The organism is Janthinobacterium aquaticum (genome assembly GCF_009208565.1).
Taxonomy (GTDB): Bacteria; Pseudomonadota; Gammaproteobacteria; order Burkholderiales; family Burkholderiaceae_D; genus Janthinobacterium.
Genome location: NZ_WFLK01000010.1, coordinates 120,350 through 136,982 on the forward strand (window position 1 = coordinate 120,350; position 16,633 = coordinate 136,982).

General features: G+C 62.9%; 12 protein-coding genes. 5 read left to right on the top strand and 7 right to left on the bottom strand.

What is annotated here, in order from left to right:
- The first annotated feature begins 13 nt into the window (after positions 1-13).
- The 4 genes from cphA (at position 14) to GCM43_RS16555 (ending at position 7,268) form a co-directional block, all read left to right on the top strand.
- Positions 14-2,584: a cyanophycin synthetase gene (gene cphA, locus GCM43_RS16540; RefSeq protein ID WP_152246219.1), complete on the top strand. Its 2,571-nt coding sequence runs from the start codon at positions 14-16 to the stop codon at positions 2,582-2,584.
- 212 nt (positions 2,585-2,796) lie between these two features.
- Complete coding sequence (locus GCM43_RS16545) at positions 2,797-5,970, top strand: bifunctional diguanylate cyclase/phosphodiesterase (protein WP_152246221.1); 3,174 nt, start codon at positions 2,797-2,799, stop codon at positions 5,968-5,970.
- A gap of 82 nt (positions 5,971-6,052) precedes the next feature.
- The gene (locus GCM43_RS16550; protein WP_152246223.1) at positions 6,053-6,355 is read left to right on the top strand and encodes a hypothetical protein; all 303 of its coding nucleotides are present in this window, start codon (positions 6,053-6,055) and stop codon (positions 6,353-6,355) included.
- Between the two features lie 46 nt (positions 6,356-6,401).
- Positions 6,402-7,268 carry a MurR/RpiR family transcriptional regulator gene (locus GCM43_RS16555; protein ID WP_152246225.1) on the top strand — a complete coding sequence of 289 codons (867 nt, stop codon included), beginning with the start codon at positions 6,402-6,404 and terminating at the stop codon, positions 7,266-7,268.
- Positions 7,269-7,419: 151 nt separating this feature from the next.
- On the opposite strand, the gene GCM43_RS16560 is transcribed toward GCM43_RS16555, so the two are convergent.
- The 3 genes from GCM43_RS16560 to GCM43_RS16570 form a co-directional block, all read right to left on the bottom strand.
- Entirely contained in the window at positions 7,420-7,827 is a 408-nt protein-coding gene (locus tag GCM43_RS16560) for a YgiW/YdeI family stress tolerance OB fold protein (protein WP_152246227.1), read from the bottom strand.
- A 70-nt stretch (positions 7,828-7,897) separates the two neighbouring features.
- Positions 7,898-9,256, bottom strand: coding sequence for an ATP-binding protein (locus GCM43_RS16565; protein ID WP_152246229.1), 1,359 nt, complete (start codon positions 9,254-9,256; stop codon positions 7,898-7,900).
- Positions 9,240-9,914: a response regulator gene (locus tag GCM43_RS16570; RefSeq protein ID WP_152246231.1), complete on the bottom strand. Its 675-nt coding sequence runs from the start codon at positions 9,912-9,914 to the stop codon at positions 9,240-9,242. Before GCM43_RS16570 ends, GCM43_RS16565 begins: the two co-directional genes overlap by 17 nt.
- A gap of 184 nt (positions 9,915-10,098) precedes the next feature.
- Between GCM43_RS16570 and GCM43_RS16575 the strand changes: the two genes are divergently transcribed.
- Positions 10,099-11,421 carry an aspartate aminotransferase family protein gene (locus GCM43_RS16575; protein WP_152246233.1) on the top strand — a complete coding sequence of 441 codons (1,323 nt, stop codon included), beginning with the start codon at positions 10,099-10,101 and terminating at the stop codon, positions 11,419-11,421.
- Positions 11,422-11,427: 6 nt separating this feature from the next.
- Here GCM43_RS16575 and GCM43_RS16580 read toward each other — a convergent pair whose 3' ends face one another.
- The 4 genes from GCM43_RS16580 to GCM43_RS16595 form a co-directional block, all read right to left on the bottom strand.
- Positions 11,428-11,691, bottom strand: coding sequence for a PAAR domain-containing protein (locus GCM43_RS16580; protein WP_152246235.1), 264 nt, complete (start codon positions 11,689-11,691; stop codon positions 11,428-11,430).
- Positions 11,692-11,704: 13 nt separating this feature from the next.
- Positions 11,705-13,003, bottom strand: a complete 1,299-nt coding sequence (locus tag GCM43_RS16585) for a hypothetical protein (protein WP_226929520.1) — start codon at positions 13,001-13,003, stop codon at positions 11,705-11,707.
- Positions 13,000-14,343, bottom strand: a complete 1,344-nt coding sequence (locus GCM43_RS16590) for a hypothetical protein (protein WP_226929521.1) — start codon at positions 14,341-14,343, stop codon at positions 13,000-13,002. Before GCM43_RS16590 ends, GCM43_RS16585 begins: the two co-directional genes overlap by 4 nt.
- 65 nt (positions 14,344-14,408) lie before the next feature.
- Positions 14,409-16,625, bottom strand: coding sequence for a T6SS effector phospholipase Tle3 domain-containing protein (locus GCM43_RS16595; protein ID WP_152246237.1), 2,217 nt, complete (start codon positions 16,623-16,625; stop codon positions 14,409-14,411).
- Positions 16,626-16,633: the final 8 nt, after the last annotated feature.

A 16,633-nucleotide genomic window follows, 5' to 3' on the forward strand; every position in this document is an offset into this window, starting at 1 on the left:
ATGACGGTTTAATATGGAAGTATCTCGCGTACGGGCCCTGCGTGGCCCCAACCTCTGGAGCCACGACACGGCCGTGGAAGCCATTGTTTCCTGCACCGAGCAGGAACTCGACATCAGCCTGCTGCCCGGCTTTGAAGCGCGCCTGCGCGCCATCTTCCCGCAACTGAGCCCGATGCAGCCGCTGGGCAATTACAACGCCGCACCGCTGGCGCAGGCGCTCGAACTGGTGGCGCTGGGTCTGCAGACCCAGGCCGGTTGCCCGGTCACGTTCAGCCGCACCACGCCAACGCTGGAAACGGGGATTTTCCAGGTGGTGGTGGAGTACTCGGAAGAAGCGGTCGGCCGGCTGGCGCTGGATTTGGCGCAGCAACTGTGCCAGGCCGCCATCGACGACGTGCCGTTCGATCTGCCCGGCGCCCTGCTGCAGCTGCAGGAACTCGATGAAGACGTGCGCCTGGGCCCATCGACGGGCGCCATCGTCAATGCCGCCGTGGCACGCAATATCCCGTTTCGCCGCCTGACCGAAGGCAGTCTGGTGACCTTTGGCTGGGGCAGCAAACAGCGCAAGATCCAGGCCGCCGAAATGGATGGCACCAGCGCGATCGCCGAAGCCATCGCGCAGGACAAGGAACTGACCAAGATGCTGCTCGCTTCGGCCGGCGTGCCGGTGCCGCAAGGGCGCGTGGTGCTCGACGCCGACGACGCCTGGGCGGCGGCGATGGAAATCGGCCTGCCGGTGGTGGTCAAACCCAAGGACGGCAACCAGGGCAAGGGCGTGACGGTCAACGTCACCACGCGCGAACAGCTGACGGCGGGCTTTATCGCCGCGCAGGAATTTCGCGACGATATCCTGGTCGAGCGCTACCTGCCGGGCCACGATTTCCGCCTGCTGGTGATCGGCAACAAGATGGTAGCGGCAGCGCGCCGCGATCCGCCGCAGGTGGTCGGCGACGGCATGCATACGGTGCGCGAACTGGTCGACCAGGTCAACCTCGATCCGCGCCGCGGCAGCGGCCACGCCACCTCGCTGACCAAGATCCGCTTTGACGATATCGCCCTGGCCAGCCTGGCCAAGCAAGGCTATGTGGCCGACTCGGTGCCGCCAGTGGGCCAGCGCGTGATCCTGCGCAATAACGCCAACCTGTCGACCGGCGGCTCGGCCACCGATGTGACGGTGGACGTGCATCCGGAAGTGGCAGCGCGCGCCGTCGCCGCCGCGCACATGATCGGGTTGGACATCTGCGGCGTCGATGTGGTGTCCGACAGCATTTTGAAGCCGCTCGAAGAACAGAACGCCGGCATCGTCGAAGTGAACGCCGCACCGGGCCTGCGCATGCACCTGGCGCCGTCGTTCGGCAAGCCGCGCCCGGTCGGTGAAGCGATTATTGCCTCGATGTTTGCCGACGGCGACGATGGCCGCATTCCGGTGGTGGCCGTCACCGGCACCAACGGCAAGACCACCACCGTGCGCCTGATCGCGCATCTCCTGACCACCTCGGGCCTGCGTACCGGCATGACCAACACCGACGGCGTGTATATCGAAGGACGCCAGATCGACAGCGGCGACTGCAGCGGCCCGCGCAGCGCGCGCAATGTGCTGCTGCACCCGGATGTGGACGCAGCCGTGTTTGAAACCGCGCGCGGCGGCATGCTGCGCGAAGGCCTGGCGTTTGACCGCTGCCAGGTAGCAGTGGTGACCAATATTGGCGCCGGCGACCATCTGGGCCTCAATTACATCACCACCGTGGAAGACCTGGCGGTGCTGAAACGCGTGATCGTGCAAAACGTGGCCGACAGCGGCGTGGCGGTACTGAACGCCACCGATCCGGCCGTGGCGCGCATGGCGAAAAACTGCAGCGGCAGCGTGACCTTCTTCGCGGCCGATAACAGCCACCCGGTAATGGCCACCCACCGCGCCCAGGGCAACCGCGTGGTGTTCGTGGAAAACGGCAAGCTGGTGGCCGCGCAAGGCGCCGAACGCCACGAGATCGCGCTGTCGCAAGTGCCGATCACGCGCAATGGCGCCATCGGCTTCCAGGTTGAAAACGTGATGGCTTCGCTGGCCGCCGCCTGGGCCGTGGGCCTGGACTGGGACGTGATTGCCAAGGGCCTCAAGTCGTTCGCCAACGAGAACGACAATGCGCCCGGCCGCTTCAATGTGTTCGAGTACCGCGGCGCCACCCTGATTGCCGACTACGGCCACAATCCGGACGCCATCCTGGCGCTGGTGCAGGCCGTTGAAAGCATGCCGGCCAAGCGCCGCTCGGTGGTGATCAGCGGCGCCGGCGACCGCCGCGACGAGGACATCCGCCAGCAGACCGAGATCCTCGGCGCCGCCTTTGACGACGTGCTGCTGTACCAGGACCAGTGCCAGCGCGGCCGCGCCGACGGCGAAGTGGTGGCGCTGCTGCGCCAGGGCCTGGCCGGCGCCAAGCGCACCAGCCATATCGATGAAATCAACGGCGAATTCGTCGCCATCGACAAAGCCCTGGCGCGCCTGCAACCGGGCGATTTGAGCCTGATCCTGATCGACCAGGTCGAGGAAGCGCTGGCGCATATTGCCAAGCGCGTGGCGGAGGGCTAAATCCGCCATGCCCTTCCTGGGAGGGCGGTAGGTCGGATTAGGCCCTGCGGGCCGTAATCCGACAACTTTGTTGGCGTCGGCGGTGTTGTCGGATTACGGCCTGCGGCCTAATCCGACCTACGCCACGCCAATGACTTTCGCACCGTCGCAGTGCAAAATGCCAGGCATGAAAATTGCATCTATGCAAACATCCAGTTCGCTAAGGTGCAGGCATGATAGGCGCAATTTCGCAGTTGATCGGCAAGCTGACGGTGGGGCGCAAGCTGGCGCTGATTTATTTTCTCGATCTGTCGGCGGTGATTTTTATCTCCGGCATCCTGATCAACGAAAAATATATCGCCATCGATTTTTCGCGCAAGGAACTGGCCGGCAGCAGCTATATCGCCACCATTCGCGACACCCTGCTGCAGCTGTCGCTGGCGCCCGCCGGCGAACATGCAGCCGGTGCGCAGCGCATCGATGCGGCGCAGGCGCGCTTCGGCAAGGACATGGGCAGCGGCGAGCCGAGCGCCGTCTTTGCCGCGCAGTTGCGCGCCGATGCCGCGCTGCCAGCGCTATCGAGCTCGGATGCCCCGACCACGCCGCCGCGCTTTGAAGCGGGACGCGAACTGCTCACGCGCGTGGGCAACCAGTCCAACCTGATCCTCGACCCCGATCTCGATACCTACTACACCATGTCGCTGGTGATCTTGCGCTTTCCGGAACTGCTCGAAGTGCTCGACGCCACGCGTGCGCTGTCACGCGCCATGGTGCATGCCGACGGTGCGCAGCGCCAGCGCATGCAGACCCAGTTCCTGATCCTGGAAGGCCGCATGGACGCCATCATGGCCGGCGTGCGCAGCGACTACACCGAAGCCTACCAGGCCAGCCCGCCGCTGCTCAAGGCGCACCTGCAGGCTTCGCAGCAGGCGCTGCAGCAGGCGGTGGCGCAGTTCCGCCACGCCGCGCAAGGCGACACCGTGGTGCGCATCGAACGCCAGCACGCCCAATCGGTGCGCGCATTGCAGCAGGCATGGCAGAGCGCGCAGCAGCAGCTCGATCGCCTGATCGGCCTGCGCATCGACGGCTTTTTCACGCGCATGTGGCTGCACCTGGGTACCGCCGTGCTGCTGCTGGTGCTGATACTGGGGCTGGTGTTTTTCGTGGCGCGCCAGATCGCCCTGCCGATCCGCCGCCTGGCGCGCGTGGCGCAGGAGGTGCGCGAAACGGGCGACCATAGCCTGCGCGCGCAGTGGCACAGTGCTGATGAAATCGGCCGTCTGGTCAGCGCCTTTAACAGCATGCTGCAGCAGCTCGATTTCCAGCGCGTGGCGCAGCAGGAACTGGTGGCGCGCGCCAGCTCGTTCGACGCGCAGCGCCAGCTGGTCGATGCCATCCCGATTCCGCTGATGGTCACCTCGATACCGGATCACCAGGTTCTGCACGCCAACCAGGCCGCGCACGCCTGGCAGCAGGGGCTCGAACGCGATCCGTGGGTGCGCGGCATGCCGGCCGAAGCCCGCTCGCGCTTTTTCCAGCGCCTCAGCGACCTCGAAGCGGTCGATGAATTCGAGGTGCTGTGGCAAGGCGGCGGCGCGCCCACCTGGGCCTTGATTTCGGCGCGCCTGATCAGCTACCAGGGCCAGCGCGCCGTGCTGTCGACCTTCACGCCAATCAGCCGCATCAAGCTGATGGAGTCGCGCCTGGAACTGTGGGCCAAGGTATTCGAGGCGTCGGCTGAAAGCCTGATCGTGATGGACGCCGACATGCGCATCATGACCGTCAACCAGGCCTTCCGGCGCCACGCGCTGTACGATATGGTGGAACTGATCGGCAAGCGTCCGTCGTTTTTGCTGTCGCCAAAAAACAGCCCCGAGCAGCTCGACAGCCTGCGCCAGACGCTGGCGCGGCGCGGCTACTGGCAGGGCGAAATCTGGATACAGCGCAAGTCGCAGGAAGCCTATCCGGCCTGGCTGGTGATGAACGCGGTACGCGACCTCGATGGCGTGACCACTCACTTTATCGCCAGTTCGCTCGATATCAGCGAACGCAAGGCCAGCGAGCGCCAGATCGAGCACATGGCGCACCACGATGCGCTGACCGGCCTGGCCAACCGCCATGTGTCGAACCTGCGCCTGGCCGCCGCGATTGCGCAGGCGCGCCGCAGCGGCGAGAAGGTCGGCGTGCTGTTCATTGACCTCGACCGCTTCAAGAACGTCAACGACGCGCTGGGCCACCATGTCGGCGACGCGCTGCTGCAGTCGGTCTCGACGCGCTTGCTGCAGTTGGTGCGCGAAGGCGACACCGTCAGCCGCCTGGGCGGCGACGAATTCGTGGTGATCGTCAATGGCCTCGAGCAGATCGAAGCCATCGAAACGCTGCTTGAAACGCGTTTGATACCGGCCATGCGCGCGCCGCACCAGGTAGCCGGCAGCGAGCTGTATGTGTCGTGCAGCGTGGGGGTGGCCATCTACCCGGACCACGGCGCCGACCTCGATACGCTGATGCGCCACGCCGACGCCGCCATGTACCAGGCCAAGAGCGGCGGACGCGATCATGCACGCATATTTACGCCGCAGCTGCATGAAGAGCAGTTTCAGCATCTGCACCTGGAAAGCGATCTGCGCCAGGCCATCGACGCCGGCCAGTTGCAGCTGCACTACCAGCCGCGCATCGACGCCAGGAGCGGCTGCCTGAACGGCGTGGAATGCCTGCTGCGCTGGCAGCATCCGCAGCGCGGCCTGATCATGCCCGACAGCTTTATCGCGCTCGCTGAGGAGTCGGGGCTGATCGTGCCGATCGGCGCCTGGGTGATACGCGAAGCGTGCCGCCAGCAACTTGCCTGGCGCGCTGCCGGCATCGGCGACATTGCCGTGTCGATCAATCTGTCGGCGGTGCAGCTGAAAGCCGGCGACCTGCTGGCCACCCTGCGCGAGGTGCTGCAGACGTATCCGGTGACGCCGGGACTGATCGAATTCGAACTGACCGAATCGACCCTGATGGACAATGCCGAACACACCATCGCCACCCTGCACGCCATCAAGCAGCTGGGCTTTGCACTGGCCATCGACGACTTCGGCACCGGCTACTCGAGCCTCAACTACCTGTGCCGCTTCCCGCTCGACAAGCTCAAGATCGACATGGGCTTCGTGCAGCACCTGCACGACTCGCCGCAGGACCTGGCCGTGATCAAGGCGATTATCGGCCTCGGTCATACGCTGGGTCTGACGGTCACCGCCGAAGGGGTGGAAAGCGCGCTGGACGTCGAAGCGTTGCGCCGCGCCGGCTGCGACGAGCTGCAGGGCTATTACCATGCAAGGCCGATGCCGCCGGCGCAGTTCATCGCGTGGCTGGCGCAGGCAGCAGCAGATAACACCATGACGTCAAGGCACGCGGTTACAACATAAATTGATCTGCCTCAAAGAAATGCACCCGTGCTGCGCCTATGCTGACAGTTCTCCGTGGCAATAACGAGAAAGGCGGCGCAGCATGTGCGATGGCAGGCAGGTCGATCCACAGTTATTCCGGCCCGATATTCCGGCCCGGCTCGACATGCGCACCGCCGCACTGGTCGAGCATGCGCTGGCGCTGCAGGAAATGGCCGGTACCGGCGCCGCGGCGCTGTTCCTGCATTGCCATGACGTGCCGCTGGCCACCGCGCTGCGCGTGCTGGGCGCAGGCCCGCGCCGCCACGACTGCGCGCCGCATCTGTATGCGCGCCTGCGCCCGCGCAGCGGCAAGAGCGGCGCGGCGCAAGGCATGCCGATACCGATACCGATATCGGCGCGCTGACGATTGCTGTACCATCGCCGCACACCATCAAGCAAGGACCAAGGCGATGCAGGCAGACCACCCCAGCGACCGGCATGCGGCGCTACTGGCGCAGATCAAAACCCATTATGCGCAATGGAGCCCGCAGTTCCAGACGGGCGCACGCTACCTGGTCGACCATCCCGACGAAATCGCCACCTCCTCGATGCGCACGATTGCCATGCGCGCGCAGGTGCAGTCGGCCGCGCTGGTGCGGCTGGCGCAGCAATTGGGCTTTGACGGCTGGCCGGCATTGAAGACGATTTTTGTCGAGCGCCTGCATGGCGCTCCGGCGCGCTATGCCGACAAGGCCGGTGCGCTGGCGGGCAAGGCACCGCAGCTGGTCGAGGAAGTGTTTGCGGTCCAGCAGCGCAACCTGGCCGCCACCGGGCATGCGAGCGGCACCGCGCTGCAGGCGGCGGCGATACTGCTGGAGGCAGCCAGCCGCGTGCACGTGGCCGGCTTTCGCGCCGCCCATCCGATTGCCTATACGCTGCATTATCTGTACCGGCTGCTGCGCCCCGGCGTGCAGCTGATAACGGGCCAGGGCGGCACGCTGGAGATGGACCTGCGCGCCCTGCTGCCCGGTGAAGCGGTAGTAGTGGCCAGCTTTGCGCCCTACTCCAGCGAAGCGCTGAAGGTGGCGCAGGCAGCGCGCCAGGCCGGCTGCACGCTGGTGGCCATCAGCGACAGCACGGTCTCGCCACTGGCGCTGCAGGCCGACGCCAGCATCGTCATTGCGGTCGACAGCCCCTCGTTTTTTCCGTCCATCGTGGCCGGCGTGGCAGCTGCTGAAAGCCTGGCCGAACTGCTGGTGGCACGCGCCGGGGAAGCCGGTGTGCAGGCGCTTGATCAGGCAGAGACGCAGTTGCGGGCCAGTGGCGCGTATGCCTGATTTATGCGACATTACGGAGCCCCTGTCTACAAGGAAAACTCCTGGCAAACCAGGTAGGTCGGATTAGCCGGGCCGCGCAGGCCGCATAGCGGCGTAAGCCGACAATATCTGCTGCCGATTGTCGGATTACGCGCTTGCGCGCTAATCCGACCTACGGCGCGATCACGATCTGCTTGACGTCCAGCGTCGATTCGCCAAACGTCTCCTTGTCGAATTCACCGGTCAGTTCGACCAGCGTGGTGTGGTCGATCTTGACGCCCGCAGGAAAACGCTTGGCGTCGATTTCCACGGTGATCTTGCCGCTGGCGTCGGCAAATTCGTATTCCTCGCCGCCTTTGTGATTGAGCAGCTTGCCTTTCAATTTCACGTATTGATCGTCCTTGCCTTTGGCGAGCAAGTCCTTGGCCGTCATCAACGGCACGCTTGATGGACCGGCATAGCCGGCGGGCGCCGCCGTGGCGGCGTTCGATGGGCCGCTGTAGCCGCCGGCCTGCGCAAATGCATACGCCGAGCCGGCCAGCAACAGGGTCGCGGTGGAGATGGTGAGCAGCTTTTTCATGGTCAGTCCTCAAGTGGTGGTGTGAGGCCATTACACCGGGCCGACATTAACTGTATCTTAAGGAGCGGACCTAAGGTGCACCAGGCCAGTCTAGCGACACGCCCAGCCCGCGCCCATCGAGTCCGACGCCAAAGGCCAGCGTTACGCCATGCAGCTCTGCGATGCGCCGCACGATCGACAGCCCCAGCCCGCTGCCGCCACTTGGCTGACCCAGCACGCGAAAAAATCGCTCGCTCAGGCGCTGGCGGCTGGCCGCATCGACCCCGGGACCATCGTCGCGCACCACGATGCGGCTGCGTCTGCCCTCGCGATACGCGGCCACCTGCACGCGGCTGCCGGCCGGGCAGTAGCGCAGCGCATTGTCAACCAGGTTGCGCAGCATAATACCCAGCATGGCCGGCTCGGCCTCGATGCTCTCAAGCCGGCAGTCGACCGTCAAGGTCACGCCGCGCTGCGCCGCTTCGGCCGCATGTGCGGCCAACAGCCGCTCTAACAATGGCGCCAACGGCACCGCTTCGGTGGCCAGCTGGCCGCGCGCCAGCGGGTCGAGCCGCGCCAGCGTCAGCAGGCTGTCGACCAGTGCCGTAACGCGTGCGATATCGGTGCGCAGCTTGCCAAACGGTGCGGCCAGTTCGGGATGCTGGCGCTGCAGCAGCTGCACATGCATATGCAGGCCAGCGAGCGGCGTGCGCAGTTCGTGCGCGGCGTCTGCTGTAAAGCGGCGCTCGGCCTGCAGCGCATCGTCCAGGCGCGTCAGCACGCCGTTCAGCGACTGCACGATGGGCAGCAGTTCGCGCGGCTGGCCGGCGATGTCGACCAGTGCCAGGTCCTGCGGCGTCTTGCCGGCAATCGCACCGGCCGTCTGGCGCAGCGGCCGCAGCACGCGCCCGATCAGCAACCAGCACGCCAGCGCCAGCACGCCGAGAAACACCAGTACCGGCAGCCACAGATGCTCGGCCAATTCTTCGAGGATATCGAGGCGCTTGCTGTGGCGCTGGCCCACCTGCACTTCGAACTGGCGCGCTTCGTCGCGCACCACGAATACGCGCCAGCGGCGCTGATCGACTGTGGTATCGGCAAAGCCGTCCTGCTTCTCAAAGTCGCTGACAAACGGCACGCGCGGCGCACCGCGCGTGCGCTGCAGCACGCGTCCCTTGACGACAATCTGGTACTGCATGTCGACCTTGCGCTCGGGCCCGTCGCCAGGGTGCGCTTGCGCCAGCAGGCCGCGCTCATCCCAGTCGGTGGTGGCGGCCAGGATCATGTAGCCCGATTCCTCCAGCGCGTCGTCAAACACTTCGGCCGTTTCATGCCAGGCGATCACCGTGATGACCGACAGGCAGGCCAGCCACAGCACCACGCTGGCCGCCACGATGGTGGCCAGCAGGCGCCGCCGCAGCGACCAGTGGCCGCTACTCTTCGCTGCCATCTTCAACCGCCAGGCGGTAACCCAGGCCGCGCACGGTCACGATGCGTTCGGCACCGAACTTCTTGCGCAGATGATGGATATGCACTTCGATGGCGTTGCTCTCGACCTCCTCGCCCCAGCCATACAGCGCTTCCTCGATCTGCGCGCGCGACACGATGCTGTTTTTGCGCAGCAGCAGCGCATGCAGCACATGGTATTCGCGCGCCGTCAGCGCCACGCTCTGCCCATGCAGGCTGGCCTGGCGGCTTTCGCTGTTCAGGCTGATCGCGCCATGCACCAGCGCATTGCTGGGCGCACTGGCGCCGCGCCGCACGGCAGCGCGGATGCGCGCCGACATTTCTTCCAGCTCGAACGGCTTGACCAGGTAATCGTCGGCACCCAGGTCGAGTCCTTCGACGCGGTCGGCCAGCGCGTTATAGGCGGTGATGATAATCACTGGCACTGCGTTGCCAGCCGCGCGCAGTTGCGCCAGCAGCGCGTCGCCGCTCAAGCCGGGCAGGCCGCGGTCGAGCAGCACGCAATCATAGTGATGCGTCATCAGCGCCGTCTGCGCAGAGTCGCCGCGCTCGACCCAGTCGACCGCGTGCTGGTCCAGCCGCAGCCAGGCCAGGATGGTTTCGCCCAGGGAGTGATCGTCTTCAGCCAGCAGTATGCGCATGAGTTTATGTTTTTGTAGGGAGCCGTCAGTATGGCGGAAATTGCCGAAGATGAGTCTGCAGCGCCAGCATGAAGCGTATCTTAAGAGAAAATTCGTTTGATGTATTTAATTTTAAAATACAACATTTGTTGTTTTAGGTAATATCTTTCCCTATACTGGCCACTCCCCACCCGCGAGAGCCACCATGAGCCATGTCTTCCACCGCAGCCTGACTGCTGCCTACCCTGTCGCCGTCGGCGGCGACGGCCCCTACCTGATCGACGCCAGCGGCAAGCGCTACCTGGACGCCTGCGGCGGCGCCGCCGTATCATGCCTGGGTCACTCCGACGCAGCCGTGATTGCCGCCGTGCAGCAGCAGGTGGGCCAGCTGGCATATGCCCACAGTTCGTTTTTCACGACCGAACCGATGGAGGCGCTGGCCGACTTCCTGGTGGCACGTGCACCTGAAGGCATCGACAGCGTGTATTTCGTCTCCGGCGGCTCGGAAGCGGTGGAAAGCGCACTCAAACTGGCGCGCCAGTATTTTGTCGAACGCGGCCAGCCGCAGCGCCGCCATATCATCGCGCGCCGCCAGAGCTATCACGGCAATACGCTGGGCGCGCTGGCCACCGGCGGCAACGCCTGGCGCCGCCAGCAGTTCGCGCCGCTGCTGATTGATGTCAGCCGTGTGTCGCCCTGCTACGCCTACCGCAACCAGCAGCCCGGTGAAACCGATGCGCATTACGTGGCACGCCTCGGACGGGAACTGGAACAGCAGATCAACGAACTGGGGGCCGAGAATGTGATGGCCTTTATCGCCGAACCGGTGGTGGGCGCCACGTCCGGCGCCGTGCCGGCAGTAAGCGGCTACCTGCGCCAGATGCGCGATATCTGCCAGCGCCACGGCATCCTGCTGATCCTCGACGAAGTCATGTGCGGCATGGGCCGTACCGGCACCCTGTTCGCCTGCGAACACGATGGCGTGACGGCCGACCTGATCTGCATTGCCAAGGGCCTGGGCGCCGGCTACCAGGCTATCGGCGCGGTGATGGTGTCGGCAGCGATCCGCGACACCATCCGTGATGGCAGCGGCTTTTTCCAGCATGGCCACACCTATATCGGCCACGCCACCGCCTGCGCCGCCGCACTGGCCGTGCAGCAGCAGATCGAACAGCGCGACCTGCTGGCCAATGTGCGCGCCATGGGCGATCTGCTGCAGCAGCGGCTGCGCCAGCGCTTCGACACGCACGCGCATGTGGGCGATATTCGTGGCCGCGGCCTGTTTGTCGGCATCGAACTGGTGCAGGACCGCGCCAGCAAACAGCCTTTCGACCCTGCGCTACGCCTGCACGCGCGCATTAAATCGCGCGCCATGCAGGCCGGCCTGATGTGCTACCCGATGGGCGGCACCATCGACGGCCAGCACGGCGACCATGTGCTGCTGGCGCCGCCATATATTATCGACAGCCGCCACGTCGATGAAATCGTCGACAAGTTGGGCATGGCGATCGATGCCTGCCTGCAGTAGCGAGCATCAGCCGCGCCCGCTGCTGCCGACGGTGGAAATCAGGCTGGCGCCGCAGCTGGTCTTGTGGCCTTCAAAGGCCACCGGCACGCCATCGATCAGCACCTGCGGATCGCCTTCGACAATCACGCAGCGCTCATGCCCACGTAGTGGGCATACGCAGGCGTCGCCCTTGCGCGCCACGGCTACCCCCAGCACCGTACTGGCAGGCGACGCCGCCACCACTTTGCCGCCATGGCTGGTCGGATCATTCAAACGGATGACGCCGCGCATACTGCCTCCCCTGCTATTGAGAAAACCCCTGGTAATACTCGGGTGCATCGTGCCGCAAGCCCCACCACGGCAGATAAACATGGTTGCCGCCGCGCGCGCGAAACCATGGCTGGTCGTGCCGGATCGGCCGCACCACGGCGGGCGGCGCCACCACCAGCGCCACCGGCTTGTCCAGCTCACTGGTGCCGGCCACCAGCACCGGTTTGCCGAAGTGGTGCGCGTACGCGATGCCCAGTGCGACATTGGTCAGCGCCGTGCCAGCACCGGTTTCGCCCAGCAGCGCAGTCAGATTAAAGCTCTGCTTTAGAAAGTCGAATTCCGGTAGCTGCATGGTCAGCGTTTGCGCCAGTGAGCCGATGCGCTCGGATGAGTCTTTATCCACATTGCCGGCATCGTGAATCACAAAGCCGATATCGGTATCAGCCTTGCCGACATTGGCCGCCGCTTCCGCAATCGCTGCCGTCCATGCCTGCACCAGGCGTGGCGGCTCACTTTTTTTCAGTTGGAAGTCAGTGATGGACTTGCTGCTCGGATAACCCAGCCAGGCCAGCGGTGCGCGCTCGGTTTTATAGCCAGGCCCGGCCAGCACCAGCAGCACCAGGTTCTCATTGATCTGCCGGTCCTTGGGCCGGCTCGGCGCATCCCAGTTCATGGCCCAGACAGTTTCGTTCGGATGCTTTTGCAGGTAGTCGAGTGCAGCGGACAAGGAAGTAAAGCCGGCATTGGGGCCACCCATGGTTACGCGTACGTCTGGCGGCGTGGCGCGAGTCCAGAGGGAAGGAGAACCCTTTCTGCCGATCGAAAAAGTATTTTGCACGTAGTCTTGCAGAAACACTGCCGACTCCTCTGGATCAAGTTTCCCTTCCGGTAGTGCACATTCAATATGAATACCTGCCAGTTCACGCCAGCGTGAGCGATCTTTATCCGAGTGGACGTTATAAAAATACCCGGGATCCATATAGTAAATATCGTGAAACAAAGTGATCACTTCCCGGATGTATTTGCGGTAGTAGCCGCGAAATGTTTCACTTCCTTCGTTACCGCCAACAACCGGCGAAACGGCCTGCAATTTGGTGTATTTGTCAGGTTTGGCTTTGACCATATCGTCATCAGCATTGGGCTGAACCAAACCCAAGGTCCAAAGCAACTGCCACTGCGCCGGGTAATCGCGGCGTTGCAAAGGATTCAGCCACTGCAGTCCGACGACCTGCGCCATAAAAGGCGTAGCTTGTAGCTCCTCACTTGCCTTTGCAGGCGTATTAAGGGAAACAATGCTCAGTAGCGCAATAAGAAAAAATAAGCGCGCCGTCATTGTGAAAACCCCTGGTAATACTCGGGAGCATCGTGCCGCAAGCCCCACCACGGCAGATAGACATGGTTGCCGCCGCGTGCGCGAAACCATGGCTGGTCGTGCCGGATCGGCCGTACCACGGCAGGCGGCGCCACCACCAGCGCTACCGGCTTGTCCAGCTCGCTGGTGCCGGCCACCAGCACCGGCTTGCCGAAGTGATGCGCGTACGCAATGCCCAGCGCGACATTGGTCAGGGCCGTGCCGGCACCGGTTTCGCCCAGCAGCGCAGTCAGGTTAAAGCTCTGCTTTAGAAAGTCGAATTCCGGCAGCTGCATCGTTACGGTTTGCGCCAGCGCACCAATCCGCTCGGATGAGTCTTTATCCACATTGCCGGCATCGTGGATGACATAGCCAATATCGGTATCGGCCTTGCCGACATTGGCCGCCGCTTCCGCAATCGCTGCCGTCCATGCCTGCACCAGGCGTGGCGGCTCACTTTTTTTCAGTTGGAAGTCAGTGATGGACTTGCTGCTCGGATAACCCAGCCAGGCCAGCGGTGCGCGCTCGGTTTTATAGCCAGGCCCGGCCAGCACCAGCAGCACCAGGTTCTCATTGATCTGCCGGTCCTTGGGCCGACTCGGCGCATCCCAGTTCATGGCCCAGACAGTTTCATTTGGATGACTTTGCAGGTAGTCGAGGGCAGCGGACAAGGAAGTAAAGCCGGCATTGGGTCCGCCCATGGTCACGTGTACGTCTGGCGGCGTGTCGCGAGTCCAGAGCGAAGGAGAACCCTTTCTGCCGATCGAAAAAGTATTTTGCACGTAGTCTTGCAGAAACACTGCCGACTCCACCGGATCAAGTTTCCCTTCCGGCAGTGCACATTCAATATGAATACCTGCCAGTTCACGCCAGCGTGAGCGATCTTTATCCGAGTGGACATTATAAAAATACCCGGGATCCATATAGTAAATATCGTGAAATAAAGTGATCACTTTTCGAATGTATTTATGATAGTAACCGCGAAATGTTTCACTTCCTTCGTTACCGCCAGCAACCGGTGAAACGGCCTGTAATTTGGTATATTTTTCAGGCTTGGCTTTGACCATATCGTCATCAACATTCGGCTGAACCAAACCCAAGGTCCAAAGTAACTGCCACTGCGTCGGGTAATCGCGGCGTTGCAAAGGATTCAGCCACTGCACACCAACTACCTGAGCCATATATGGCTTTCCAACCGTACTTTCTGCCTCAGTAATGACAAGAGCTGCCTGCGCCGATGGAGAGCGAAGTCGCGCGCAGCCAGCTATACACGCCACGATCAGGGTCAAGAGTGAAGCATACAAAAAAATGGTTTTGAACATTGAATGCTCTCCTGGTTAACGGCATTTGAATGAAGCAGTAATCGTACGATTGAAAACACGCTACTTTATCCATGAGCCATTTCTCCCGACGTAGGCTCGATGCTTCTTGGCAGGTTTTGACGCTGATCAATGATGGAGTCGGGCATTTTTGCAGCACAGTTATCGCTATCAAGCCATGCAGTCAGGTACAACGCGTTGAGCGTGGCATTGGCAAAGTACTCGTTAAATTTTTTCGCAGTTTCTGTGTCATACGCCCACTCCAACAACCTCCAATCCCCCGCCACCCGCAACCTCCTGAGCGCAGCCGGCTTGATACGGCACACCCCCACCGCCACGTCATAAGCCAGTACTTTTTCAGCATGCATGGGGTTGGTCATAATGGTGGAATGGTCGGTGGCAAAGGTGCCGACCTGGTTTTTCATCATTTCCTCGATGCGTGCGCTGCGCCAGTGCATGTAAGCGGCGTCCGGGGTGGCGTTGCGGGTTTCCTGATGTACTGTCTGGCCGGCGGGGCTGACGCCATCGCGCACGGCTTTGGCGCGGATGGCGGCGCGCTGTTCGTAGCGCAGGCGCGCTTCGTCGGCGGCGGTGCCTTTGGCGCTGTCGTATCTGGCAGCCTCTTGCTTGCCCAATTGACCTTGCAGGCCGCCGCGCGGGATTTCGCGGTCGGCGAGAAAATCGTCGCCGGCAGCCCGCTGCTTGCCGGCCTGGCGCGATTCGCCGGGTGGATCGTAGCCTTCGTCAAATGTTTCGCTATCGCGGTCCAGGCGTCTTGAGCAAGGCAGGAACAAGGGCAAGGCAGGCGCGTTGATCTCGACCGTCCAATCCTTGTGTGGCGAGGCGTTGGTTGGCTGCTTGAACAGGGTGGTAATAAAAAAGAAGATCGGCGCAAAACCTATGGTCAGGATTACCGCACAATTGTTCGGGTTGGCCTCATTGCCCTGCCTGATCGAATACGACGCATATTTTTGCGCAGGAAACCAGAAATCGTTGCCGCCGGCCCTGGGACGCCGCCAATGGTCGTTCCAGTAGTGGTAGCGGCCCTGTTTGCCGACCTCGAAACCTTGCGCAAACACGCGCTGCACGCAAACGCCGTCGGCATGAGTAGCCTGCAGTTCACCGCCTGCTGCGCTGGTCGCATCGGGCGAAAGCGTGCCGGACAGGCCACGCCAGCCGATGCCCTGAATGGCAATCGACGACACCACGATATCGTGCGGATTGCAGTAGATGGTGACGCGCCCGTAGGAGGACTTTTTGCCGCTGCGCGCACTGCCGGCGATGCCGTATTGTTCGCGGTCGCGAGCCGCCGAAAAGCCATGCCTGGCGTTGCCCATCGCCTGGTCGATCCGTTCATCGGTCTGCGAGGCAGCCAAACTGGCGCGCTGGCGCAGGATATCGAAAAAGTTTTTCAGCGTGGCGATACGCGCGGCCAGCGTCAGCCTGCCGCTGCTGCCATCGGCCGCACGCAAATTGCCCGATATCCAGTTCTCAGAGAAATTGCTATCGGCCAGGCTGTACGGCGAATTGCAGATGACATAGTTGTCGGCCACGCAGGGCACGCCGTCCACCGCCGGCAAGCGCTGGCCGAGGAAAGCGGCGGCCATCGATACCATCGTGCCCTGGCTATGGCAGACGATCGTTACCGGCACGTCGGCCTGCTGCTGCCGGATCGCTTCGACCAGTCTGGCCAGCCGGTAGGCAGCCAGCACAAAATAGGCACGTGGCGGACAACTGAATACCTGGCGTTCGGGAAACGGGTTCATGTGCTGGATGGTGTTCCACAGGAACAAGCCGTCGGACAAGCCGTCCTGCCACAAATCGGCCAGCGCGCTGCAGCCGTTGGCGAACGGGCCACCGCCCCAGTAATTTTCTTCGTTCAGATAGATGCCCTTGCCATACTTCTGCAACTCCTCGCCCGATGCCTTGTAACCCCAGCGAAAGCGGATCACCGGGGAGAACGTGTTTTCGTCCTGGATCAGGGTATCGGCCGACATGTCCGGATTAACAAAGCCGTCGGCGGTAATTTCGGCGCCGTAGGCTACCGGTACAAAATCATTGCCGCGCCCGAGGCGATGATTGAGTCCTCGGCACAAGCCCTCTTCGGCCGCGCCATACCATTCACCATCGGAATTGACGCCATGCACGAAGATAATTACGCCCGGCAAGGGCAGCTGTTCAAACGTATCGATCTGGCTGTGCAGATAATTATTGCTGCAGGAAAAAACGCCGACGATATCGATAGCCGGATCGTCGCAAAGCGGTGGGCGTGGATCAAACACCATGCTAGCCT

Excerpts from the sequence above, each read along its gene's own strand:
- GCM43_RS16585 (WP_226929520.1), bottom strand. The coding sequence starts at position 13,003 with ATGACGGCGCGCTTATTTTTTCTTATTGCGCTACTGAGCATTGTTTCC.
- GCM43_RS16570 (WP_152246231.1), bottom strand. The coding sequence starts at position 9,914 with ATGCGCATACTGCTGGCTGAAGACGATCACTCCCTGGGCGAAACCATC.
- GCM43_RS16560 (WP_152246227.1), bottom strand. The coding sequence starts at position 7,827 with ATGAAAAAGCTGCTCACCATCTCCACCGCGACCCTGTTGCTGGCCGGC.
- GCM43_RS16555 (WP_152246225.1), top strand. The coding sequence starts at position 6,402 with ATGCAGGCAGACCACCCCAGCGACCGGCATGCGGCGCTACTGGCGCAG.
- GCM43_RS16595 (WP_152246237.1), bottom strand. The coding sequence starts at position 16,625 with ATGGTGTTTGATCCACGCCCACCGCTTTGCGACGATCCGGCTATCGAT.
- GCM43_RS16550 (WP_152246223.1), top strand. The coding sequence starts at position 6,053 with ATGTGCGATGGCAGGCAGGTCGATCCACAGTTATTCCGGCCCGATATT.
- GCM43_RS16590 (WP_226929521.1), bottom strand. The coding sequence starts at position 14,343 with ATGTTCAAAACCATTTTTTTGTATGCTTCACTCTTGACCCTGATCGTG.
- GCM43_RS16545 (WP_152246221.1), top strand. The coding sequence starts at position 2,797 with ATGATAGGCGCAATTTCGCAGTTGATCGGCAAGCTGACGGTGGGGCGC.
- GCM43_RS16575 (WP_152246233.1), top strand. The coding sequence starts at position 10,099 with ATGAGCCATGTCTTCCACCGCAGCCTGACTGCTGCCTACCCTGTCGCC.
- GCM43_RS16580 (WP_152246235.1), bottom strand. The coding sequence starts at position 11,691 with ATGCGCGGCGTCATCCGTTTGAATGATCCGACCAGCCATGGCGGCAAA.
- cphA (WP_152246219.1), top strand. The coding sequence starts at position 14 with ATGGAAGTATCTCGCGTACGGGCCCTGCGTGGCCCCAACCTCTGGAGC.
- GCM43_RS16565 (WP_152246229.1), bottom strand. The coding sequence starts at position 9,256 with ATGGCAGCGAAGAGTAGCGGCCACTGGTCGCTGCGGCGGCGCCTGCTG.